Raw genomic sequence first — 22,305 nt, forward strand, 5'->3', positions numbered from 1 at the left:
CGTTCAGCGCTGAACCCCGGGCGGCCGATCGTGGAGGAACCATGACTCAGACCGCCCATGGCGTCGAATTCACCCGGCAGCCCTCGGAGAACCCGAAGTCCGCCGAAGAGCGTGCAGCCATCCTGGCAAACCCGGGATTCGGCAACTACTTCACCGACCACACCGCCATCGTCGATTACAGCGTGGACGCGGACGGCAACGGCGGCTGGCACGACGCCCGGATCGAACCCTACGGTCCGATCGTGCTCGACCCCTCCGCCGCTGTCTTCCACTACGGCCAGGAGATTTTCGAAGGGCTCAAGGCCTACCGCCACGCGGACGGCTCCGTCTGGACCTTCCGTCCCGAAGCCAACGCGGCACGCCTGAACAAGTCCGCGCGCCGGCTTGCCCTGCCCGAGCTGCCGGCCGAATACTTCCTTGGCGCAATCCGTGAACTGGTGGCCGTGGACAAGGAATGGGTGCCCTCCGGCGACGGCGAAGCGCTCTACCTGCGGCCCTTCATGATCGCCACCGAGGCCTTTCTGGGTGTCAGGGCAGCCCGTGAAGTGTCCTTCCGCGTGATCGCGTCGCCGGCCGGCAACTACTTCGGCGGCGAACTCAAGCCGGTGTCCATCTGGATCTCGCGTCACTACGCCCGTGCAGGCCGCGGCGGCACCGGCGACGCCAAGTGCGGCGGCAACTACGCTGCCTCCCTGATCGCGCAGCAGGAAGCCGAAGCCAACGGCTGCAAGCAGGTGCTGTTCCTGGACCAGGCCAACGACAACGCCGTGGAAGAGTTGGGCGGCATGAACGTGTTCTTCGTCATGAAGGACGGGTCTTTGGCCACTCCCGCCCTGACCGGCACCATCCTGGAAGGCGTCACCCGCATGTCCGTCATCCAGGTGGCCAAGGACATGGGCCGCGAGGTGGCCGAACGCAAGATCACCCTGGACGAGTGGCGCGACGGCGTGGCGTCCGGCGAGATCACCGAGGTGTTCGCCTGCGGTACCGCAGCTGTGATCACTCCCATCGGGGTCCTGAAGGATGACACCGAGTTCATCGGCTCCGAGGACGCCAAGGCCGGCGAGGTCACCATGGCCATCCGTGAAAAGCTCCTGGGCATCCAGACCGGCGCCGAGCCGGACACCCACGGCTGGCTCACCCGCCTGGCATAGTTTCAGGCTTCGACGCACGACGGCGCCTGCCGGACGTTGGTCCGGCAGGCGCCGTTCTGCGTTTCAGCCGACGGCGGGGTGGTCAGCGGCGTGCTGCCTTCCGGGCCGCGTTCTTCATGGCTTTTCGGGAGACCGGCTTGAGCGCCTTACGGGCCGCTTCCTCCGCCAAAGCCCGGTTGCGCCGTGCGTCGATGAGGTCGTTCCAAAGGGCCGTGGCAAACACGGCACCGTCCTGGGCATAGACGTCGTACGGGTAGCCGGCGAAAACGGCAGGGGTGGGGCCGCTGGTGAACAGGTCCTTGTCGGTGGCCTTCGCCACGGCATCGCCCACAGCCCAGGTCCTGGTCAGGTGCCGGGTGAGGTTCTCCTGCACGAAGACGTTGGCATCGCCGGACCGGGCGGCCTGGTCCAGCAGGGATTCCAGGTCCGTGGCAACGATTGCGGCGCCGGCCTGGTCTGCCGGCGCGGAGGCGGCATCCAGTTCCGCGGAGATGCCGGCGACGGCCTCCGTCCAGTCCGGGGTTTCACGGAACTTCCGCCACGTTGGGAACCAGACGATGCTGCCCGTGGCGTGGTTGTGGACGTGCAGCAGGCCAGTGGCCTTTTCGGTGGCCGAGTGGTCGTGGCCGTCGGCGCCCGCCTGGGCGAGAAGGTCTGCGAGTGATGCTGTGCTCATGGGCGGTATCCGGCTTCCTGATGGAGATCGTGGTGCTGTCACTGGTGCCAACCCGCAGCCGGCGCCCTTCTATTCCGCCGGCCCGCAGCGGCCAGGCTGGGGGAGGGGTGGCCATGGATGCAAGGATGGGTCCGTGACTTTCAATCCCGGCCCGGTCCTGCAGCGGAGCAGCGCACTCACGCAATTCTTCCTTGCCCCCAACCCGGGTCCCATGAGCCTGGACGGCACCAACTCCTACGTCCTGCGCGCGCCCGCGCATTCTGCCGTGGTGGTGGTGGATCCCGGACCGGAGGATAAAACGCACCTGGCCGCACTGGCCGGCGTTGGCACCGTGGAGCTGATCCTGGTGACCCACCGGCACGCGGACCACACTGCCGGGTCCGCGCGCTTGCACGAGCTCACGGGCGCACCAGTCCGCGCCATGGATGCCAACCACTGCCATGGCGGGGGAGAACCCCTGGCGTCCGGGGAAGTTCTCCAGGTGGCAGGGCTGGAGATCGCAGTGCTTGCCACCCCTGGCCACACCTCCGACTCCGCCTGCTTCCACCTGCCGGCGGACGGGCAGACCGGATCGGTGCTGACGGGGGACACCATCCTTGGCCGGGGGACCACCGTGCTGGACTACCCGGACGGGACGCTGGGCGATTACCTTGCATCCCTGAACCTGCTGGAGGCCATGGGCCCTGCAACCGTCCTGCCCGCGCACGGCCCGGCGCTGCCGTCCCTGGAGTCTGCAGCCCGCGACTACCGGACGCACCGGGAGGAACGGCTGGCGCAAATCCGCGCTGCACTGGCCCGGCTGGGCCGGGACGCAACCGTTGGTGAGGTGGCTGACGCCGTCTATGCCGGCGTCGGACCTTCCGTCCGGCGCGCCGCCGAACTGTCCGTGGCCGCCCAGCTCTCGTACCTGCGCGGCGGGGATGAAGGGCAGGCGGCTCCGCCGGGACGGTAGGGTAGGAGCCATGCGTATTGCCAGGTTTGTCGTCGATTCCGATCCCCTGTACGGCGTTGTGGAAGGTGCTCCCGGCAGTGAGGAAATCACTGTCATCCACGGCGACCCCTTCTTCAACGGCGTGGAGCGTACCTCCGTGCGCCACAAGCTGGAGGACGTCCGGCTGCTGGCGCCCATCATTCCCCGAAGCAAGGTGATCGGTGTGGGCCGGAACTTCGTGGAGCACGCCCATGAGCTCGGCAACGAGGTACCCGCCCAGCCGCTGCTCTTCCTGAAGCCCAACACCGCCGTGGTGGGCCCCAACGACCCCGTGGTGTTGCCGGAGTTTTCCGAGGAGGTCTCCTTTGAGGCCGAACTCTGCGTGGTCATTGGCCGCATTTGCAAGGACGTGCCGGAAGACCGCGTGGACGATGTCATTTTCGGGTACACCTGCGGCAACGACCTCACGGCCCGTGACGTCCAGAAAACCGACCTGCAGTGGACCCGTGCCAAGGGCTTCGACACCTCGGCGCCGCTGGGTCCCTGGATCGAAACCGACCTGGACACGGAGGACCTGCAGATCCAGGGCCGCCTGAACGGTGAGGTGCGCCAGGACGGCAGCACCAGCCAGATGATCCGTGGCGTGCGCGAACTGGTGTCCGTGGTGTCCCAGGCGTTTACCCTGCTGCCAGGCGACGTGATCATGACCGGTACCCCTGCCGGAGTGGGGCTGGTCAAGGAGGGCGACCGCTTCGAGGTGGAAATCGAGGGCATCGGCCGGCTGTCCAACCCCATCGTCCGCCGTTAGCACCGGCCCGCAGGGCGGGAGGCGGGATCCGGCCGGGCGGGTAAAGTTGAAGCCACTATGAGTATCGCTTCTTCGTCACCTGCCGCCTCCATTCCCCCCGTCACCGCGGAAACGCCCGTGCGGGTCCGTTTCTGCCCCTCGCCCACGGGCACCCCGCACGTGGGACTGATCCGGACGGCCCTGTTCAACTGGGCCTACGCGCGCCACACCAAGGGCACGCTGGTCTTCCGGATCGAGGACACGGATGCGGCTCGCGACAGCGAGGAAAGCTACCACCAGCTGCTGGATGCGCTGAAGTGGCTCGGCATCGACTGGGACGAGGGCGTGGAAGTGGGCGGCCCGCACGAGCCGTACCGGCAGTCCCAGCGCGGCGACATCTACCAGGACGTCATCAAGCGGCTGCAGGAGGGCGGATTCATCTATGAGTCCTTCTCCACCCCGGAAGAGATCGAGGCACGCCACCGCGCCGCAGGCCGCGACCCGAAGCTCGGTTACGACGGCTTTGACCGGCACCTGACCGACGAGCAGCTGGCACAGTACCGGGCCGAAGGCCGGCAGGCTGTGCTCCGCCTGCGGATGCCGGACGAGGACATCACGTTCACCGACCTCGTCCGGGGCGACATCACCTTCAAGGCCGGGTCGGTTCCCGACTTCGCCGTGGTGCGGGCCAACGGTGCGCCGCTGTACACCCTGGTCAACCCCGTGGATGACGCACTGATGGGCATCACGCACGTGCTGCGCGGGGAGGACCTGCTCAGCTCAACGCCCCGGCAGGTCGCCCTGTACCGGGCCCTGTATGCCATCGGTGTTGCCGAGTACATGCCGGAGTTCGGACACCTGCCCTACGTCATGGGCCAGGGAAACAAGAAGCTGTCCAAGCGGGACCCCGAGTCCAGCCTCTTCCTGCACCGCGAGCGGGGCTTCATCCCGGAAGGGCTGCTCAATTACCTGTCACTGCTGGGCTGGTCCCTCAGCGCGGACGAGGACATCTTCACGGTAGAGCAGCTCGTGGAGCACTTCGACATCCATGACGTCCTGGGCAACCCCGCGCGCTTCGACCTGAAGAAGGCCGAGGCCATCAACGGCACCCACGTCCGGATGCTCGAACCGAAGGTCTTCCGCGACCGGGTGGCGCACTACCTGCGCGAGGCCGGCCTGGTGGGGGAGATCCTGACCGACCGTGAGGAGGAGATCCTCACCGAAGCGGCACCCCTGATCCAGGAGCGCATCACGCTGCTGGGTGAAGCGCCCGAGATGCTGGCATTCCTGTTCAAGGCAGACGACGCCGTCGACGTTGCCGATGACGCCCGCAAGGGTCTCCCCGCCAACCTTCCCGAGGTCCTGGACGCCGCCATCGCCGCCCTGGAGCCGGTGGCGGACTGGACGGCGGAGAACATCCAGGCCGCACTCAAGCAGGCCCTGGTGGAAGACATGGGCATCAAGCCGCGGCTCGCCTTCGGTCCGGTCCGCACGGCGGTTTCCGGCCGCCGCGTGTCGCCGCCCCTGTTCGAGTCCATGGTGATCCTGGGCAAGGAGTCGTCCCTGCGCCGGCTCCACGCCTTCCGCGGCTGATGACCGCCCCCAGCCAGGCACCCGCCGGCGTGTTGCAGACACCTTTCGGGGCTGTCCGGGGTGTCCTGTTCGACATTGACGACACCCTGGTGGACCTCGAATATTCAATGACCACCGCCCTGCGCGAGGTCAGTGAACACCTCCTGCCCGGCCTGGACCAGGCCGGATGGGAGCGGTTCGGGCGCATCTTCACGCACGAAACCACGCATTACTACGACCGCTACCTTGCAGGTGAGCTGACGTTCAACGAACAGCGCCTGCTCCGGGGAAGGGCGGCGCTGGGGCACTTCGGCGTGGAACTGGCCGACGGCGAGGAATCACACCAGTGGTTGAGCGCCTACATGGAGAAGCAGCCCGCTTACGTGAAGCCGTTTCCCGATGTGCTGCCCCTGCTCGATGCCCTGGACCAGGCGGGCATCCCGTATGGCGCCGTGAGCAACAACGTCCACGACTACCAGCGGGCCAAGCTGGACGGCGCCGGGCTGGAGCGGATCACCCACCTGGTGGGCACCGACACCCTGGGCGTCGCCAAGCCGCATCCGGCGATGTATCTCGAAGGCGTCAGGCTCCTGGGCACTGGCCCTGCCGAAACGCTGTATGTAGGCGACAACCGGCTGCTGGATGCAGAAGGCTCGACGGCGGCGGGCCTGGTGGGTGTGTGGCTCAACCGCGTGGGGGAGGTCGTGGACGACTTCGAGGGCGGCATGGTCGCATCCCTGGACCAGCTGCTGGGATAAGATTCCGGCCACAGCGGCCGCTGCCCTTCTTGCGGGACGGCGGCCGCTGTGTCGACAAGAGTGCTCCGGGTGTCAGGCCGCAGCTTCCGGCCGCAGGGAACGTCTGCGGAGGACCAGGTAGGCCCCGACGGCGGCAGCCACCAGCAGGGCCACCACCACAAGTGCGACTGCCGGGTTGTCCAGCCACGACGACGGCGATACAGCGGCCACCTTCGAGTGCAGCTCCTGCGTGCCGGCCGCGATTTTCGCATTGCCGTCCGCCAGCTTGCCCGCACCGTCGGCGAGTTTGACTGAGCCGTCGTCCAGCTTGCCGTTGCCGTCCGCGAGCTGCCCCGTTCCGTCGGCGAGCTGGGCGGATCCGGCCTGCAGCTGGCCTGTGCCGCGGCTTAGGGCCACTGTGCCGTCGGACAACGCCTCGGTTCCGGCCAGCAGGCCAGGGTTGGCGGGGTCTTCGCCGCCGTTGATTCCGGCGCTGAGTTTGGTGGTGCCGTCCTGGAGGTTGTTTGCGGCGTAGATCAGTCCGGGGCTGTCCGGGTTGCCGGGGACGCCGTCCATTCCTACCCTGATCTTGGCCGTGCCCTCGGCCAGCATGGACGTGCCCAACACCACACCCGGATTTTGCGGGTCCGTCGCATTGAGCTTCCCGGCCAACGTGGCAAAGCCCGCCTTCAGCCGGGCTGCCCCGTCATCCAGCTGGGCGGCTCCCGTGGTCAAACTGCCGGTTCCGGCCTTAAGCTGCCCGGCGCCGTCGTTCAGCTTCGCTGCTCCCGCATCGAGCTGCCCCGCTCCCGCGTAGGCGCGCCGGCCGCCGTCGGCCAACTTGGCGATCTGGTCCTTGATGACGGCCAGGGGAACCAGGCCCTGGGGCCCGTTCGCCGCCGCTTCAAGCTGGTCCAGCCCCTGGCTGAGCGCGGCGAGCCCGTCTCCCTTGGCCGGATCATTCCCCGCGCCGGGGTAGCCCTTCAGCTGCGCTGTTCCGTTCTTCAGCGCCGCTGTCCCTGCGCTCAGGCTGGTGGCGCCGGCGTCGAGCTGACCGGCGCCTGCCGCGAGCCGGCCGGTACCCGCCGCCAGCTGTCCCGCACCGTCGGCAAGGTTGTTCGGCGCGTTTCCGGCAGCAGTGGGAGTCAGCGCCGCGGACAGTGCGATGGCACCGGCCTGAAGCTTGTGGGCGCCGTCATCCACCTGGTAGACGCCGGGGACGAGTTTGTTCAGGACATCATTCTGAAGCTTGGTGGTGCCGGCATGCAGCTTGTCCACCCCGGGCGCCAGCTGGTCACGGACTCCGGAGAAGATCTTCCCGGCACCCGCCTGCAGGGCCGCAGCCCCGGTATTAAGCTCGGCACTTCCCTCCTTGACCTTGACCGAGCCGTCCTTGACCTGGCCCGCGCCTTTGTTCGCTGCGCCGGCTCCTGTGGCCAGCTGCCCGGAGCCGTCCCTGAGCTGCGACGCCCCCGCGGCCGCCTGCCCGGCACCGTCCATGAGCTGGGCGGCACCGTTGGAAATCTGGCCGGTGAGGTAGGTGTAGAACGCAAGGAACAGGGTGAGCAAGAGGGACAAGGCGATGATTGCGATGGACTGTGACCGGGGTCTGGGCCTGGCTGCGGCAATGGTTGCTGTGCGGGTTGTCAACGCTGACACTTCCTAACTTCCGCCGGACGACGCTGCCCGGGGGGCGAAAAACCGTGGCTGGTAAGGCGTTCCCGTTTTCCTCGTGGGTGCCCCATGAGAGGGGAAAGGGAGATTGTTACTGATGGGTAACTTACTCGAGGGTAACCATACGGGCGGAATGTGGGCAAGGGGTTTGGTGCAACCGTTCTGCCGTGGCTCCCGCGCCTGCCCGGTTCTCGATTTGTGCGAGCCGAAAGTCTCGGGTAAAGTAATTTCTCGTGCTGAGGCGCACGGAGCAGGGAAAACGCCCTGAAACCCGGCCCGAAAGTGCCATTGGGATATGGTGTAATTGGCAACACTACGGTTTCTGGTACCGTCATTCTAGGTTCGAGTCCTGGTATCCCAGCTCTGGTTTGAGTGCTGATTTCAGCCGCAAAACAGAAGGTTTCCACTCGGTTCGCCGATTTGAAACCACGGCAAAGTGTGTGAAATACTCACTGAGCTTGAGCAGCGGAAACGCTGCCGGAAGTACACGGCCCCATCGTATAGCGGCCTAGTACGCCGCCCCCTCACGGCGGTAACGCGGGTTCGAATCCCGCTGGGGTCACCATCGGAAATGGTCCCGGGCAACAGCCCGGGGCCATTTTTCGTTTAACTTGCGCATACCCCGCGGTTGCGCGGAGGGTGACCGTCTACTGTGCTCTCATCAGCTGAGGTTGGGGGATATGTGCTGGGAAATCTCTTTGGTCGCCGCAGGAACTCATTGAACGCGTTGCGGCTGGGTCTTGCGTCTTTGGTGATCGTGTCGCATTCCTGGTGGTTGGGTGCGTACGGGCCGGAGCCGGCGCCCGGGGGAGTCAAGCTCGGCAGCTGGGCGGTTCTTGGGTTTTTCGGAATCTCCGGGTATCTGATCACACAGAGCAGGATGACTTCAACGGTCAGGACCTTTTGGCGGGCCCGCCTCCTTAGGATTTTCCCTGGGCTCGTTGCTTGTATCGCCGCCGTCTCATTTGTGTTCGCGCCCTTGAGCGCCCTCGCGACGGGACGGAGATACGCCTTTTATGATTCTGTGCTGTTCTTCCTATCCAATTTGTCGGCTGGTGCCCCTGGAATCGCTCTCAGAGGCATCCCTGGTTCCCTGGATGGGCTTCCCGATCCGGGGGCCTGGAACGGGCCGTTGTGGACGTTGTTCTGGGAGCTAGTCTGCTATGCCATTGCTGGCACTGTCTTGGGTGTTCTCCGTCCAGAATTGGCCCGAGTTGCTCTACTTGTCCCTTTCTTGGCGGGCTCGGCATTTGTGTTCACTCTTGACATGGGCTGGGGGCCTGTACGTACGCCACCGGACTGGCCGTTGGTGCCCCTGCTGACGTTTCTCGCGGGCTCGCTAACCTACCTCTACCGTGATCGAATCTCAGCGAGTCAGGTTGCGGTTGGTGCATGCGCGGTGGGCGTCATTGCCATCGGAGGGGCCGGACTTGTGCCGTCACTCATACACATTCCATTGTGTGTGTTGCTGCTGGCGAGCTCGCTCTACCTTCCACTGACAAGTGTCGGCTCACGCTTCGACATCTCCTATGGTGTGTACATTTACGGATGGCCAGTCCAGCAGGTTCTGGCTTCCATGGGGCTGCACACTGCGGTCCCGCCTCTTTTATTCGCCGCAGTCTCACTGTTGTTAGTGTCTCCGGTTGCATGGCTATCTTGCCGATACGTAGAAATGCCGGCACGGGGCTGGTTCCGCCGCTGGAAAGATCCGAGACGAGCTCCTCTACTGGCATGATGTTGCTGTGACCTCCCACGACGAGCACGGCCGCCCAGCCCAGCCGCCCCCGCAATCCTTGGCGGCGGTGACGCTGCTGGAGGAAATCCGCAGCGGGCTGGACGATGTCACCCTGCCGCTGGCCCTGCCGGGTGCAGACCAGGCGCGACGCGACGCCTCAGCCGCAAGGGCCCAGCTGGACGACTACATCCTTCCTCGGTACCGCAGCCTGGACGCCCCCCTGCTTGCCGTCGTCGGCGGTTCCACGGGCGCGGGCAAGTCCACCCTCGTGAACGGACTCGTGGGGCACCCGGTAACCCGCGCCGGAGCCATCCGGCCCACCACCCGCCAGCCAATCCTGCTGCACAACCCCGCCGAAGCTGCCTGGTTTGAAGGCCAGCGCGTCCTGCCGGGGCTAAGCCGGATCCGAGGAACCCTGGCTGCCAGTCCAGTGCCCACGGGCCACGCGGGGGAGCCGGCCGCTGCCACCGATTCCCTGGTCCTGCTGGCTGATGCGGCAGTACCTGCCGGGATCGCCCTCCTTGATGCGCCCGACGTCGACTCGATTTCGGACCAGAACCGCCTCCTGGCCGGACAGTTGCTGGCTGCCGCCGACCTCTGGGTGTTTGTCACCACCGCAAACCGGTATGCCGACGCCGTCCCTTGGAAGCTCCTCCTGGACGCCGCTTCCCGGGACATCACGGTGGCCGTGGTGCTGGACCGGGTGCCGCAGGGCGCCGAAGCGGAGGTGAGCCAGGACCTCCGGGGCCTGCTGGACCGCGAAGGCCTGGCCGGAAGCCGCCTGTTCATCATCGCCGAAACAGTCCTGGATGCTCGCGGCATGCTGCCCGCCGGGGCCGTGGATGAGTTGGGGGTGTGGCTGGCGTCGCTGGCATCCGATGCGGCGGGGCGGGCCGATGTGGCACGCCGAACGCTGAACGGGACAGTCCGTGCGTTGACCCAGCGGGTTGCAGACCTCGCCGAATCTGTGCGTGAACAGGAACAGGCAGCTGCCCGGCTCGAATCCGATGCCGTGGCGGCTTATGAAAATGCGGCCACCCGGATCCTGGACGCCACCCGCGACGGAGCCCTGCTGCGGGGCGAGGTGCTGGCCCGCTGGCAGGACTTCGTGGGCACCGGCGAATTTTTCCGCACCCTCGAGCAGAACGTGGGCCGGTTCAGGGACCGGCTGGGGGCATTCTTCCGTGGTGAACCCGCGCCGGCCGTGCGGGTGGAGGCGGCCATCGAGACCGGCCTGCAGGCAGTCATTGTCGACGAGGCAGCCAATGCTGCCGAAGACACTGACCAGCGGTGGCGTTCGGACCCGGCCGGCCGGCAACTGCTGGCCGCGGACGACCTGTCCGGGACGGCGCCCGGGTTCGCTGACCGGGCGGCTGCAGAGATCCGGGCCTGGCAGGAAGCATTGATGGAGCTGATCCGCACCGAAGGCCAAGGCAGACGCACCCAGGCGCGCTGGTTGTCGTTCGGCATCAACGGCCTCGGTGCCGCGCTGATGATCGTGGTGTTTTCGATGACGGCGGGGCTCACGGGACTGGAGATCGGCGTGGCCGGAGGCACCGCCGTCGTGGGCCAGCGCCTGCTGGAGGCGGTGTTTGGCGAGGATGCCGTGCGCCGGATGGCGGACAAGGCGCGCGAGGACCTGGCAGTGCGCTGCCGGCAGCTGCTGATGGACGAGCAGCAGAAGTTCCTGCAGCGGCTGCCGGCGGACAACCCGGACCTGGCACAGGCACTTGCAGTGCAGGCCGGAAAACTGGCGCGGCTGGCGGAGAGCGCGTGAGCCGGCACAGCGGAGCGCGGGAGTCCTCACGGCTGGACACCCGGCTCCAGGCCCTCCAGGACGCCCGCGAACTGGGGGAGGGTGTCCTGCCGGACCAGGCGCTGCAGGAGGCATTCGCTGTCCTGGAACGCGCAAGTTCCCGCCGTTCCTTGTCCGGTGACCACACAGTGGTCGGCTTCTTTGGGGCAACAGGAAGCGGCAAGTCGTCCCTTTTCAACGCCGTCAGCGGCGCAGAAATCGCGACGGCGGCCGCGCGCCGGCCCACCACATCGGAACCGTTGGCAGGGGTCTGGGGAGCAGCGGGCAGTGAAGCGCTCCTCGACTGGCTGGAGGTGGGGAACCGGCACCACGCCCAGCCCGTGGAGGGCTTTGCGGACGAGCGGACCGGGCTGATCCTGCTGGATCTCCCCGACTTCGACTCCACCCGCGCCGCCAACCGCGAGATCGTGCAGCGCATGGTGGGCATGGTGGACGTCCTGGTCTGGGTGCTCGATCCGCAGAAGTATGCGGATGCGGCCCTCCATAACGGCTTCCTGGCGCCGCTGGCGTCCCACGGGGCCGTCACGCTGGTGGTCCTCAACCAGGTGGACCGACTGCCTGCGCACGATGTGCAGCCGGTACTTGACTCGCTGCACGCGATCCTTGCCGGCGAGGGGCTGGGACAGGTGCGCGTACTCGCGTCATCCGCCCTGACAGGGGCAGGGATTGCGGAGGTGCGGGCCGCGATCCGGAAGGTGGCTGTGCAGCGGCAGGCCCAGTCCCGGCGGTTGGAAGCGGACATCAGCAAGGCCGCGGAGGATCTGCGGCATGCCTCCGGTGACGGCGATGCCGCAGGGATCCGTTCTGCCGCCAGGACACAGCTTGCGGAGGAACTGGCCGTTGCGGCGAATGTGCCTGCCGTGGTGCGGGCCGTGGGACAGTCTTACCGTCTCGAGTCCGTGCGCCGCACCGGCTGGCCGGTAACCCGCTGGCTCTCCCGGTTCCGGGTTGACCCGCTGCGTCGGCTCAACCTCCGCAGCAGTTCTCCTGCCAGCCTGAACCGGACTTCGCTGCCGCCGGCCGGTGCGCCGGAGCGGGCACGCACCGATGCAGCTGTCAGGGAGTTCGCGGACGCGGCCAGTGCCGGCGCGCCCGGCCCATGGCGGGCCGCGATCCGGGGGGCTGCAAGGGCCGGCCGGGAGCGCCTGCCCGATGCGCTGGACCAGGCCATCGCCGGAACCGACCTGGCTGCCGACCGGAAAGCGTGGTGGTGGGGTGCTTTCAACGCGGTGCAGTGGCTGGCGCTGTTAATCCTGGTGGGTGGTCTGGGCTGGTTGGGCGTCCTGGCCGGGCTCGGCTACCTTCAGCTGCCGGTGCCGGAGGTGCCGCGCGTGGAGGGATGGCCGGCGCCCACCCTGATGATCGCCTTCGGACTGGTGTTGGGGATCTTCCTGGCGATCACCGGACGTTTCATTGCCGCCGCGGCTGCCCGGGCCAGGGCTGCCAGGGCACGACGACGGCTCAACAGTGCCGTTGCAGCGGCGGCGCAGGAGCTGGTGGTGGAACCGGTGGAAGCGGAAATCGGAAGGCTTGTGGCGTTCAACAAGGCACTGAAGAAGGCCGGGCAGGCCTAGTGGCTGTTCGCTAGCCTGCTGCGAGGGCCCGTGCGGCGTCGCGGACCTTGATCATGGTGCGCAGGTTCCGGGTGGTGGTTGCAGCTTTGAACTTCGCCTTGGCGCTGATCTTGCTGAAAGGGCTGTCAAGGGTTCCGCCTACGGGGGCCAGCCAGGCGAGAGCCTCCGGCGCCAGCCGCTGCTGGTCCTGGCCTTCCAGGGCTGAGCCGGCCGCCTCGAGTTCGTCCAGGACTACGGTGTCCGAGGAGATGGTGATGTAGGCGTGGGTGGACTTGTCGTCGTCAGGGTAAGGGCAGGCTTCCACCAGGTGGCCCACCCGCCCGGCTTCCAGGACCACCACCCAGGCTTCGTAGCCAAAGGCCGCACGGAGGCACTTTTCGCACCCGCGCTTCACGGCTGCCGCGTCCAGGCTGCTGGACAGCACCACGTTGCCGCTCGCCAGCAGGGTCTTCGCGTCCTCGAAGCCACAGTTCTTCAGCGCGTCCCTGAGGTCCGCCATTTTGATATTGATTCCGCCCACGTTGATGCCGCGGAGGAACACTGCGTAGCTGCCCATGGCCACAGCCTAGCGGCGCGGACGCCGGGGGAGGGAAGGTCCTAGTCGTTGTTCTTCCGCAGCGCCTCGGTCAGGATGCGTCCTGCATTGCAGACCACTTCGGCGTGGAGGCGTCCCGGCTGGCGGGTCAGGCGTTCGATCGGGCCCGAAATGGAGACGGCGGCGATCACCCTGCCGGAAGGACCCCGCACCGGTGCCGAGACGGACGCGACCCCCGGCTCGCGTTCGCCCAGGCTCTGCCCCCAGCCCCGCCGTCGTACTCCTGCCAGGACAGTGGGCGTGAAGCGGGCCGACTGCAGGCCCTCCAGGAGCCGGTCGTGGTCTTCCCACGCCAGCAGGACCTGGGCCGCGGAACCTGCCTTCATGGACAATTGTGTGCCGACGGGGATGGTGTCGCGAAGCCCGATGGGCCGCTCGGCGGAGGCGACGCAGACGCGCCAGTCGCCTTGGCGGCGGAAAATCTGGGCGCTCTCCCCCGTGGCGTCGCGCAGCTGCATCAGGACCGGGCCGGCGGAGGCGATCAGGCGGTCCTCGCCGGCTGCCGAGGCGAGCTCAACTAGCCTGCTGCCGAGCACGAAGCGGCCCTGGATGTCGCGGCTGACGAGCCGGTGGTGCACCAGCGCCAAAGCGAGGCGGTGGACAGTGGGCCGGGCCAAGCCTGTGGCCGCCACGAGCTGCGCCAGGGTGGTGGGTCCTGCCTCGAGGGCATCGAGCACCTGCGCCGCTTTATCAATGACACCGACTCCACTAGAATTGTCCATGTAATGATATTGCCGTCTCATTATCTGAGATGCAAATCTTTCGGGTGGCGCGGTGTGGAGCCCTCCTGATTCAGTTGGACCATTCAGCCAAACAGCAGTGAAGGGAGAGGGCCATGGGAAAGACATTGGCCGAGAAAGTCTGGGACGCACACGTGGTGCGCAAAGGTGACGGCGATGGTGCCAACGCCCAGCCTGACCTTCTCTTCATCGACCTTCACCTGGTCCACGAAGTCACGTCTCCGCAGGCCTTTGAAGGCCTGCGCCTGGCCGGGCGCAAGCTGCGCCGGCCGGACCTGACCATCGCCACCGAAGACCACAACACCCCCACGCTGGACATCGACAAGCCCATTGCCGACCTCACCAGCCGCACCCAGATCCAGACCCTGCGCAACAACTGCGCGGAGTTCGGGGTCCGGCTGCACAGCCTGGGCGACGCCGAACAGGGCATCGTCCACGTCGTGGGTCCCCAGCTGGGCCTCACGCAGCCCGGCATGACGGTTGTCTGCGGCGACTCGCACACCTCCACGCACGGTGCGTTCGGCGCGCTGGCCATGGGTATCGGCACGTCCGAGGTGGAGCACGTCATGGCCACCCAGACCCTGTCCCTGAAGCCGTTCAAGACCATGGCCATCAACGTGGAGGGCACGCTGCGCCCGGGCGTTACCGCCAAGGACATTATCCTCGCCGTGATCGCGAAAATCGGCACCGGCGGCGGCCAGGGCTATGTGCTCGAATACCGTGGCTCGGCCATCCGGGCGTTGTCCATGGAAGCGCGGATGACCATCTGCAACATGTCCATCGAGGCAGGCGCCAGGGCGGGCATGGTGGCACCCGACCAGACCACCTACGACTACATGCTGGGCCGCCCGCACGCGCCGGAGGGCGCTGACTGGGACGCCGCCGTCGAGTACTGGAACACATTGAGGACCGACGACGACGCCACCTTCGACGTCGAGGTGGACCTGGACGCCGACACGCTGGAGCCGTTCGTCACCTGGGGAACCAACCCCGGCCAGGGCGTATCGCTGTCCCAGTCCGTTCCGGCCCCCGGGGACTTCGGCGACGAGAACGCCAAGGCCGCCGCGGAGCGCGCCCTGCAGTACATGGGGCTCGAAGCCGGCACGCCGATGAAGGACATCCGGGTGGACACCGTCTTCCTCGGTTCCTGCACCAACTCCCGGATCGAGGACCTGCGCGCCGCCGCTGACATTATCCGCGGCCGCGAAAAGGATCCGCAGGTCCGCATGCTGGTAGTTCCCGGTTCGGCCCGCGTCCGGCTCGAAGCAGAGGCCGAGGGCCTGGACAAGGTCTTCAAGGACTTCGGTGCCGAATGGCGCTTCGCCGGCTGCTCCATGTGCCTGGGCATGAACCCGGACCAGTTGGAGCCGGGGGAGCGGTGCGCCTCCACCTCCAACCGCAACTTCGAAGGACGCCAGGGCAAGGGCGGACGCACGCACCTGGTCTCGCCGGTGGTGGCCGCAGCCACGGCCGTGCGCGGCACGCTCAGCTCGCCGTCGGACCTTGAGCCGGCTCCCGAACCCGCAGCCATCCGCATCGACGCAGCCTAGGACAACACCATGGAAAAGTTCACCAAGCACACCGGCATTGGCGTCCCGCTGCGCCAGAGCAACGTCGACACCGACCAGATCATCCCCGCGGTGTACCTCAAGCGCATCACCCGGACCGGCTTCGAGGATGCCCTGTTCTCGGCATGGCGGAAGGACTCCTCCTTCATCCTCAACCAAGAGCCGTACAGCGCCGGTTCGGTCCTGGTGGCCGGCCCGGACTTCGGTACCGGGTCTTCCCGCGAGCACGCCGTCTGGGCGATGAAGGACTACGGCTTCAAGGCCGTGCTGTCGTCCCGCTTCGCCGATATTTTCCGCGGCAACTCGGGCAAGCAGGGGCTCCTGGCCGCGCAGGTGGCCCAGGACGACATCGAGCTCATCTGGAAGGAACTCGAGAACGCCCCGGGCACCCAGGTCACGGTGGACCTCGAGTCCAAGACCGTGGTGTGCGGCAACATCGTGGCGCCCTTTGAGATCGACGACTACACCCGCTGGCGGCTCCTGGAAGGCCTGGATGACATCGGGCTGACCCTGCAGCACGAAGCCGACATCACGGCCTATGAGGCCACCCGCCCGGCATTCAAGCCCAAGACCCTGCCGGCGAAGCTTTCCTAGCCTGGGGTGCGCCATCCGGCGGCGGGTGTCCGTTCCGCCACGCCCCGCCGCCGGTGCCCCCTTATTTCGGTTCGGTAACGCGACCTCCTATGCTTGGTTGGAGCCTTTGCAAGGTTTTGGGGGCTAGTGATCGTGAGGAAACCGGTATATGAGTAGTGTTCTGACAATCCGCGGCGGTGTCCCGCTTACAGGCCGCGTCAGCGTCCGTGGGGCAAAGAACCTTGTCCCCAAGGCAATGGTGGCGGCGCTGCTGGGAAACGAACCCTCGGTGTTGCGGAACGTGCCGGAAATCAAGGACGTCGAGGTAGTCACCTCCCTGCTGCAGCTGCATGGCGTGACCGTGGAGAAAGACCCGGTCAACGGTGACCTCACCCTCGACCCCAAGGCCGCCAAGACGGCGCCGAGCACCGCGATTGACGCCCACGCCGGAGACTCCCGCATTCCCATCCTGCTGTGCGGGCCGCTGATCCACGCGATCGGCGAAGCCTTCATCCCGGACCTGGGCGGCTGCAAGATCGGTGACCGGCCCATCGACTACCACCTGGACGTCCTGCGCCAGTTCGGCGCCGTTGTGGAGAAACGCCCCGGCGGCATCCACATCTCGGCGCCCAAAGGCCTGCAGGGCGCCAAGATCTCCCTCCCTTACCCGTCCGTGGGGGCCACGGAGCAGGTCCTGCTGAGCGCCACCCGCGCGGAAGGCATCACGGAACTTTCCGGTGCCGCCACCGAACCGGAAATCGTCGACCTCATCGCCGTGCTGCAGAAAATGGGCGCCATCATCAGCGTCCAGACCGACCGCACCATCCGCATCGAAGGCGTCCGGGACCTGGGCGGTTACAACCACCGCGCGCTTTCGGACCGCAATGAGTCGGCGTCCTGGGCGTCGGCGGCGCTGGTGACGCGCGGCGACATCTTCGTCGAGGGCGCCTCCCAGCGCGACATGATGACCTTCCTGAACACCTACCGCAAAGTCGGCGGCGGAATGGACATCGGCGAGGACGGCATCCGGTTCTACCACAAGGGCGGAAAGCTGAACCCGCTGGTCCTAGAAACGGATGTCCACCCCGGCTTCATGACCGACTGGCAGCAGCCGCTGGTGGTGGCACTCACCCAGGCCGAGGGCGTCTCGATTGTCCACGAAACCGTGTACGAGAACCGCTTCGGCTTCACGGACGCGCTCATCCGCATGGGCGCCAGCATCCAGGTGCACCGGGAGTGCCTGGGCAGCGTTCCGTGCCGCTTCGGCCAACGCAACTTCCTGCACTCCGCGGTCATTTCCGGCCCCACCCAGCTCAAGGGAACCGACATCGATGTTCCGGACCTGCGCGGCGGGTTCAGCCACCTGATCGCCGCTTTGGCCGCCACGGGAACCTCACGGGTCACCGGCATCGACATCATCAACCGCGGCTACGAGCGCTTCACGGAGAAGCTTGCCGGCCTCGGTGCCGATTTCGACATCACCACCACGAAGTAGAGCGGGACTGTGAAGGAATCTGCCAGGAGCAGGGCCACGTTTGTGTTCATCGCCAGCGTCGTCCGGCCCCTGATGAACGTCATGATGTCCAAAACGTGGGAAGGCACTGAGAAGCTTCCCGCGGGCGGCTTCATTGCCGCGCCCAACCACTGCACCGAAATCGATCCCCTGGTGGTAGGGCACATGCTCTACAACCAGAAGCGGGCCCCGCACTTCCTGGCCAAGGCCGGACTCTTCAAGGTGCCGGGCCTGGGCCCACTCCTGCGCGCGACCAAGCAGGTGCCCGTGGAGCGTTCGACGGCGGGAGCGAACCGGTCGCTGCAGGTGGCCCAGGAGATTGTGGCTGAGGGCGGCGCAATCATCATCTACCCGGAGGGCACGCTGACCCGCGACCCCGGGCTTTGGCCGATGAAGGGGCACACCGGCGCGGCACGGCTTGCCCTTGAGGGGGGCATCCCTGTGGTGCCCATCGCCCATTGGGGTGCGCACGAGGTCTTCCCCCGGTACGGCAAGCGGTTCCACCTGTTCCCGCGGAAGCGTTCCCGGGTGGTCGTGGGCGATCCCGTGGACCTGAGCGCCTTCAAGGGCCGTCCCCTGGACAAGGCCACACTGAGCGAGGCCACCGAACTCATCATGGATGCCATCACGGAGCTCCTGGCGGGACTGCGCGGTGAGCAGCCTCCCGCGGAACGCTGGGATCCGGCCAAGCAGCAGCAGGCCAAGCACGGGCGGTTCGTGGAACGCGGGCAGCAGCCAGGCGCAGAAACGGAAGCGCAGTGACCGCTGACGCAAAGGCGGGAGCGGCCCGCACAGTGGCCGTCCTCGGTGCAGGATCATGGGGAACAACGTTCGCGAAGATCCTGGCCGACGCCGCCCTTGCCACCGGTACGCCGCGCGCCATCAAGCTGTGGGGCAGGCGCGCCGAAGTGGTGGAAGAGATCAACACCAGCCACCGCAACAGCGACTACCTCAAGGACATCGTCCTGCCGGAGAGCATCACGGCGTCAACCGACGTCCGGGAGGTCCTGGCAGGGGCGGAGCTGGTGGTGGTGGCCGTTCCGGCCCAGTCGCTGCGTCCCCAGCTGCGGGAGTGGAAGGACATGATCGCCCCCGGGGCCGTCGTCGTCTCCCTCATGAAAGGCCTGGAGCTGGGAACTGATGCCCGGATGAGTGAGGTCATCGGCCAGGAACTGGGTCTGCCGCAGGAACGCGTCGCGGTCGTCTCGGGCCCCAACCTCGCCATGGAAATTGCCCGTGAGGAACCCACCGCGTCCGTTGTGGCGTGCACGGATTCCGCGACGGCTGGCTGGCTTGCCAGGAGCTGCACCGCCCCTTACTTCCGCCCGTACACCACGGCGGACGTCGTCGGCGTCGAAATTGGCGGCATCGTCAAGAATGTCATCGCACTGGCCGTTGGCATTTGCGAGGGCAGGCAGATGGGGGACAACACCAAGGCCTCGGTGATTACCCGGGGACTTGCGGAAACATCCCGCCTTGCGCTGGCGCTGGGCGGCGAAGCGAAAACCATGGCCGGGCTCGCAGGGCTTGGCGACCTCGTGGCGACGTGTTCCTCCGCGCTGTCCCGGAACCACACTGCCGGCCGGCTGCTGGGACAGGGCCTGACGCTGGAGGAGGTGGGCCGGAAGATGACCCAGACCGCCGAAGGCATCAAGTCCGGCCAGGCCGTCCATGAACTTGCCGGCAAGCTCGGCGTCGAAATGCCCATTACTGCCGCCGTCGTGGCGGTGCTGGCAGGCAAGCTGTCCGTTGACCAACTGGGGCCGGTTCTGCTGTCCCGGGAATTGAAACCTGAAGGCGATTACTGACCATGTCCCAAGACAAACCCACCACAGGCCAAACGGTCCCCACCAGGAAGCCGCGCGTTGCCGTGCTTTTTGGCGGCCGTTCCAGCGAGCACGCCGTGAGCTGCGTCACGGCGGCAGGTGTGCTGGGTGCCATCAACAAGGACAAGTACGAGGTCATCCCCATCGGGATCGCCAAGACCGGCCAGTGGGTTCTCGCCCCCGCCGAAACGGCCCAATGGTCCCTGGCGGCATCATCGCTCCCGGAAGTTGTGCCGTCGTCGGAGACCGTAACCCTGGCCGAGATCGGCGGGGAACACCAGCTGATCGTGGCCTCGCCCAACCAGGTTCCCCAGGAACTGGGCGCCGTTGACGTGGTTTTCCCGCTGCTGCACGGCCCGTTCGGCGAGGACGGCACCATCCAGGGCCTCTTGGAGCTCTCGGATACGCGCTACGTCGGCGCCGGGGTCCTGGCATCGGCCGTCGGCATGGACAAGCACTACATGAAGGTGGTCTTCGAAGCTGCCGGGCTGCACGTGGGCCCGTATGTGGTTGTGACCGACCGGCAATGGCGCAAGGACCCGGAAGCTGTGCGTAAACAGGTGGACCGCCTGGGGTTCCCCGTCTTCGTCAAGCCGGCCCGTGCCGGGTCCTCGATGGGCATTTCGAAAGTCGACTCCCTCGAGGGGCTGGACGCCGCCATCGAGGAAGCCCGCCGCCACGACCTCAAGCTCGTGATCGAAGCCGGCATAGTTGGACGCGAAATCGAGTGCGCGGTCCTGGAGGGCCGGGGCACGGATGCGCCACGGACATCGATGCCCGGCGAGATCTCCGTCGCCGGGGGTACCCACGAGTTCTACGACTTCAACGCCAAGTACGTGGAGGATGACGCCGCAGCACTGAGCTGCCCGGCCGACATGCCTGCGGAAGCCATTTCCCGGGTCCGTGAACTGGCTGCAGCCGCCTTTGACGCAGTCGGGGCCGAGGGACTCAGCCGGGTGGACTTCTTCTACACGCCCGAGGGCGAGTTGATCATCAATGAGATCAACACCATGCCCGGCTTCACCCCGAAGAGCATGTATCCCCAGATGTGGGCGGCAACAGGTTTGGGCTACGCCGACCTCATCGACGAACTGATCTACCTGGCGCTGAACCGCAACACCGGACTCCGCTGAGCCCCACCGGCACCCTAACCTCGCTCCGCTTCGGCCAGGGAACCCTGCCGGCGTGGGCCCTCACCGGCCGGTTACTGGCTCTTGGGCAGGTTCTGCAGATCCTCCTGGCCTACGCAGTTCCGTGACGACGGAACCTTGCCGGCCGCTGCTGCCAGGTCCGCCAGCACTGTCGCGGAGCTGATCTTGTCCGGGTCCATCAGGACCTCCGTTGCGGGTTCCCTGCCGTAGGTGGTCAGCGTCCACACGGGGTCGCCTTCCTTGATCACCCAGTCGATTCCGTTGACGGTGACGCAGCGGTCGGTCGTCGGCCCCGGAACGTTGACGCCGCAACGGAGAATGACAAGGGACGGATCGCCCCAGGCAGCGGTGGCCTGGCTGTTTGTCTTCCGCAGTTTGGAATCGCCTATGGCATCAGGGAGGGCCACCATCATGGGCGCGCACGCCGGGTTGGCGGCGTCCTTGGCGGCGGTGACATCAACGGCGGGGGAGCAGGCAGCCAGTGAAAGGGCGGCAATTGCCCCAACTGCCGCGATCCTGGCGGCGCGGGCGGACAGGGGCAGCTGGGGATGGTGCATGCTTCCAGCCTATCGCCGCCGCAGTCCCCGTCCGGACACAATGTCGGCCCGGCGCGGTAGCGTAGTGGCGTGCCTGAAGACCTCCGTAACCGCGTTGACCGCCAGCCCACCGTGGCCGGCTTTTCCGAAGCCGACCTGCTGGCCCGGATCTTTCCGCGCCTGCATATGGAGGGCGGCCACAACTCGAGCACGCTCCTCGGCCCGGGGGATGATGCCGCCATCGTCGCTGCTCCGGATGGGAAGACCGTCATCAGCATCGACACCCAGGTCCAGGACCAGGATTTCCGGCTCCTGTGGCCCAACGGCTACCGCACCACCGGGTTCGACGTCGGCTGGAAGGCCGCGGCACAGAACCTTAGCGACATCAACGCCATGGGTGCGCATGCCACCTCCCTGGTGGTCAGCCTCACGCTTCCCGTTGACACGCCGGTCCGCTGGGTGGAGGACCTGGCGGACGGGCTGACGGCCGGAATCCGGGAACTCGGGGCAGTCCACTGTTCCGTGGCGGGTGGCGACCTTGGCCGGGGCCGGGAAATTTCGGTGACTGCTGCGGTCCTGGGAACCCTCGACGGCGGGCGGCCCGTCCTCCGGTCCGGCGCACGGCCCGGGGACATCCTCGCGCTGGCCGGAACCGTCGGCCACGCGGCAGCGGGCCTGGCCCTGCTCGAATCGGGCGTGCCGCTGGACTCCCTCACCCCTGCAGAGCAGGCCTTTGTGGACCTGCAGTGCCGTCCGCGGCCGCCGTTGGAAGCCGGCCCGGCAGCCCGCGCGGCAGGTGCCACGGCGATGCTGGATATCTCGGACGGACTCCTGCGCGACGGGAAGCGGCTGGCCACCGCCAGCCATGTCGCGGTGGCCCTCGACCCAGCGCGTCTTACCCAGTTGGCGGACCTGCTGGGCCCTGCTGCGGCGCGGCTGCGAGCAGATGCGGCACCGTGGGTCCTGGGCGGCGGGGAGGACCACGGGCTGCTGGCCACATTCCCGGCCGGCGTTCAGCTGCCACCCGGATTCACTGCGATAGGCTCGATACATGCACTCGGCACCGACGAAGGCCCGGGTGTCCTGATAGCTGGCCGGGCCGCGGACACCGGGGGATGGGATCACTTTGCACACTAAGGTTGCCGCC

The 22,305-nt window shown here is 66.9% G+C and carries 20 protein-coding genes and 2 tRNA genes; 17 read left to right on the forward strand and 5 right to left on the reverse strand.

From position 1 onward, the window contains the following. Window positions 1-41 precede the first annotated feature (41 nt). A complete protein-coding gene (locus ACWRN3_RS06430; RefSeq protein ID WP_324642243.1) occupies window positions 42-1,154 on the forward strand; it encodes a branched-chain amino acid aminotransferase in 1,113 nt (370 codons plus the stop codon). 82 nt (window positions 1,155-1,236) lie between these two features. Here the strand turns inward: ACWRN3_RS06430 and ACWRN3_RS06435 are convergent, their stop codons facing one another. Beyond that, window positions 1,237-1,830 (reverse strand): hypothetical protein, encoded by a 594-nt coding sequence (locus ACWRN3_RS06435; protein WP_476740158.1) that lies wholly within the window; start codon window positions 1,828-1,830, stop codon window positions 1,237-1,239. Between the two features lie 133 nt (window positions 1,831-1,963). Between ACWRN3_RS06435 and ACWRN3_RS06440 the strand changes: the two genes are divergently transcribed. From ACWRN3_RS06440 to ACWRN3_RS06455, 4 genes are read left to right on the forward strand one after another with little or no spacing between them, the layout of a single operon-like run. Then, window positions 1,964-2,782, forward strand: a complete 819-nt coding sequence (locus ACWRN3_RS06440) for an MBL fold metallo-hydrolase (RefSeq protein WP_476740159.1) — start codon at window positions 1,964-1,966, stop codon at window positions 2,780-2,782. Window positions 2,783-2,792: 10 nt separating this feature from the next. Next, the gene (locus ACWRN3_RS06445; RefSeq protein WP_224026426.1) at window positions 2,793-3,569 is read left to right on the forward strand and encodes a fumarylacetoacetate hydrolase family protein; all 777 of its coding nucleotides are present in this window, start codon (window positions 2,793-2,795) and stop codon (window positions 3,567-3,569) included. A gap of 57 nt (window positions 3,570-3,626) precedes the next feature. Further along, the gene (gene gltX / locus ACWRN3_RS06450) at window positions 3,627-5,141 is read left to right on the forward strand and encodes a glutamate--tRNA ligase (RefSeq protein WP_476740160.1); all 1,515 of its coding nucleotides are present in this window, start codon (window positions 3,627-3,629) and stop codon (window positions 5,139-5,141) included. After that, a complete protein-coding gene (locus ACWRN3_RS06455) occupies window positions 5,141-5,878 on the forward strand; it encodes an HAD family hydrolase (protein WP_255172530.1) in 738 nt (245 codons plus the stop codon). The genes gltX and ACWRN3_RS06455 overlap by 1 nt, the downstream gene beginning before the upstream one ends. 72 nt (window positions 5,879-5,950) lie before the next feature. On the opposite strand, the gene ACWRN3_RS06460 is transcribed toward ACWRN3_RS06455, so the two are convergent. Further along, on the reverse strand, window positions 5,951-7,507 hold the full coding sequence (locus tag ACWRN3_RS06460) for a hypothetical protein (protein ID WP_324642237.1): 1,557 nt from the start codon (window positions 7,505-7,507) through the stop codon (window positions 5,951-5,953). Between the two features lie 313 nt (window positions 7,508-7,820). On the opposite strand from ACWRN3_RS06460, the gene ACWRN3_RS06465 reads away from it, so the two are divergent. From ACWRN3_RS06465 to ACWRN3_RS06485, 5 genes are all read left to right on the forward strand, one after another. After that, window positions 7,821-7,892 (forward strand) — tRNA-Gln (locus ACWRN3_RS06465). A 128-nt stretch (window positions 7,893-8,020) separates the two neighbouring features. Next, window positions 8,021-8,096: transfer RNA gene (locus ACWRN3_RS06470), tRNA-Glu, on the forward strand. A gap of 117 nt (window positions 8,097-8,213) precedes the next feature. Continuing rightward, window positions 8,214-9,266, forward strand: coding sequence for an acyltransferase family protein (locus ACWRN3_RS06475; RefSeq protein WP_476740161.1), 1,053 nt, complete (start codon window positions 8,214-8,216; stop codon window positions 9,264-9,266). 7 nt (window positions 9,267-9,273) lie between these two features. Then, window positions 9,274-11,043, forward strand: coding sequence for a dynamin family protein (locus ACWRN3_RS06480; protein ID WP_476740162.1), 1,770 nt, complete (start codon window positions 9,274-9,276; stop codon window positions 11,041-11,043). Beyond that, window positions 11,040-12,656: a GTPase gene (locus tag ACWRN3_RS06485; protein WP_476740163.1), complete on the forward strand. Its 1,617-nt coding sequence runs from the start codon at window positions 11,040-11,042 to the stop codon at window positions 12,654-12,656. The genes ACWRN3_RS06480 and ACWRN3_RS06485 overlap by 4 nt, the downstream gene beginning before the upstream one ends. A 10-nt stretch (window positions 12,657-12,666) precedes the next feature. Here the strand turns inward: ACWRN3_RS06485 and ACWRN3_RS06490 are convergent, their stop codons facing one another. Beyond that, window positions 12,667-13,212: a DUF1697 domain-containing protein gene (locus tag ACWRN3_RS06490; RefSeq protein WP_476740164.1), complete on the reverse strand. Its 546-nt coding sequence runs from the start codon at window positions 13,210-13,212 to the stop codon at window positions 12,667-12,669. A gap of 41 nt (window positions 13,213-13,253) precedes the next feature. Further along, on the reverse strand, window positions 13,254-13,973 hold the full coding sequence (locus ACWRN3_RS06495; protein ID WP_009356552.1) for an IclR family transcriptional regulator: 720 nt from the start codon (window positions 13,971-13,973) through the stop codon (window positions 13,254-13,256). Between the two features lie 113 nt (window positions 13,974-14,086). Between ACWRN3_RS06495 and leuC the strand changes: the two genes are divergently transcribed. The 6 genes from leuC (at window position 14,087) to ACWRN3_RS06525 (ending at window position 20,604) form a co-directional block, all read left to right on the forward strand. Continuing rightward, window positions 14,087-15,541: a 3-isopropylmalate dehydratase large subunit gene (gene leuC / locus ACWRN3_RS06500; RefSeq protein ID WP_476740165.1), complete on the forward strand. Its 1,455-nt coding sequence runs from the start codon at window positions 14,087-14,089 to the stop codon at window positions 15,539-15,541. A 9-nt stretch (window positions 15,542-15,550) separates the two neighbouring features. Beyond that, window positions 15,551-16,153, forward strand: coding sequence for a 3-isopropylmalate dehydratase small subunit (leuD, locus tag ACWRN3_RS06505; RefSeq protein WP_476740166.1), 603 nt, complete (start codon window positions 15,551-15,553; stop codon window positions 16,151-16,153). Between the two features lie 148 nt (window positions 16,154-16,301). Then, a complete protein-coding gene (murA, locus tag ACWRN3_RS06510; RefSeq protein WP_255172522.1) occupies window positions 16,302-17,627 on the forward strand; it encodes a UDP-N-acetylglucosamine 1-carboxyvinyltransferase in 1,326 nt (441 codons plus the stop codon). Between the two features lie 9 nt (window positions 17,628-17,636). Then, on the forward strand, window positions 17,637-18,407 hold the full coding sequence (locus tag ACWRN3_RS06515) for a lysophospholipid acyltransferase family protein (protein ID WP_255172521.1): 771 nt from the start codon (window positions 17,637-17,639) through the stop codon (window positions 18,405-18,407). Further along, window positions 18,404-19,453, forward strand: a complete 1,050-nt coding sequence (locus ACWRN3_RS06520) for an NAD(P)H-dependent glycerol-3-phosphate dehydrogenase (protein ID WP_476740167.1) — start codon at window positions 18,404-18,406, stop codon at window positions 19,451-19,453. Before ACWRN3_RS06515 ends, ACWRN3_RS06520 begins: the two co-directional genes overlap by 4 nt. Window positions 19,454-19,455: 2 nt before the next feature. Continuing rightward, window positions 19,456-20,604: a D-alanine--D-alanine ligase family protein gene (locus ACWRN3_RS06525; protein ID WP_255172519.1), complete on the forward strand. Its 1,149-nt coding sequence runs from the start codon at window positions 19,456-19,458 to the stop codon at window positions 20,602-20,604. Window positions 20,605-20,675: 71 nt separating this feature from the next. Here ACWRN3_RS06525 and ACWRN3_RS06530 read toward each other — a convergent pair whose 3' ends face one another. Beyond that, window positions 20,676-21,179 (reverse strand): DUF3515 domain-containing protein, encoded by a 504-nt coding sequence (locus ACWRN3_RS06530; RefSeq protein ID WP_324642229.1) that lies wholly within the window; start codon window positions 21,177-21,179, stop codon window positions 20,676-20,678. A gap of 69 nt (window positions 21,180-21,248) precedes the next feature. Between ACWRN3_RS06530 and thiL the strand changes: the two genes are divergently transcribed. Then, entirely contained in the window at window positions 21,249-22,295 is a 1,047-nt protein-coding gene (gene thiL / locus ACWRN3_RS06535; protein ID WP_476740168.1) for a thiamine-phosphate kinase, read from the forward strand. The last annotated feature ends 10 nt before the right edge of the window (window positions 22,296-22,305 follow it).

This window comes from Pseudarthrobacter sp. rb (assembly GCF_056389225.1).

Excerpts from the sequence above, each read along its gene's own strand:
- gltX (WP_476740160.1), top strand. The coding sequence starts at position 3,627 with ATGAGTATCGCTTCTTCGTCACCTGCCGCCTCCATTCCCCCCGTCACC.
- leuD (WP_476740166.1), top strand. The coding sequence starts at position 15,551 with ATGGAAAAGTTCACCAAGCACACCGGCATTGGCGTCCCGCTGCGCCAG.
- ACWRN3_RS06445 (WP_224026426.1), top strand. The coding sequence starts at position 2,793 with ATGCGTATTGCCAGGTTTGTCGTCGATTCCGATCCCCTGTACGGCGTT.
- ACWRN3_RS06525 (WP_255172519.1), top strand. The coding sequence starts at position 19,456 with ATGTCCCAAGACAAACCCACCACAGGCCAAACGGTCCCCACCAGGAAG.
- ACWRN3_RS06495 (WP_009356552.1), bottom strand. The coding sequence starts at position 13,973 with ATGGACAATTCTAGTGGAGTCGGTGTCATTGATAAAGCGGCGCAGGTG.
- ACWRN3_RS06490 (WP_476740164.1), bottom strand. The coding sequence starts at position 13,212 with ATGGGCAGCTACGCAGTGTTCCTCCGCGGCATCAACGTGGGCGGAATC.
- murA (WP_255172522.1), top strand. The coding sequence starts at position 16,302 with ATGAGTAGTGTTCTGACAATCCGCGGCGGTGTCCCGCTTACAGGCCGC.
- ACWRN3_RS06530 (WP_324642229.1), bottom strand. The coding sequence starts at position 21,179 with ATGCACCATCCCCAGCTGCCCCTGTCCGCCCGCGCCGCCAGGATCGCG.
- ACWRN3_RS06435 (WP_476740158.1), bottom strand. The coding sequence starts at position 1,830 with ATGAGCACAGCATCACTCGCAGACCTTCTCGCCCAGGCGGGCGCCGAC.
- ACWRN3_RS06455 (WP_255172530.1), top strand. The coding sequence starts at position 5,141 with ATGACCGCCCCCAGCCAGGCACCCGCCGGCGTGTTGCAGACACCTTTC.
- ACWRN3_RS06430 (WP_324642243.1), top strand. The coding sequence starts at position 42 with ATGACTCAGACCGCCCATGGCGTCGAATTCACCCGGCAGCCCTCGGAG.
- leuC (WP_476740165.1), top strand. The coding sequence starts at position 14,087 with ATGGGAAAGACATTGGCCGAGAAAGTCTGGGACGCACACGTGGTGCGC.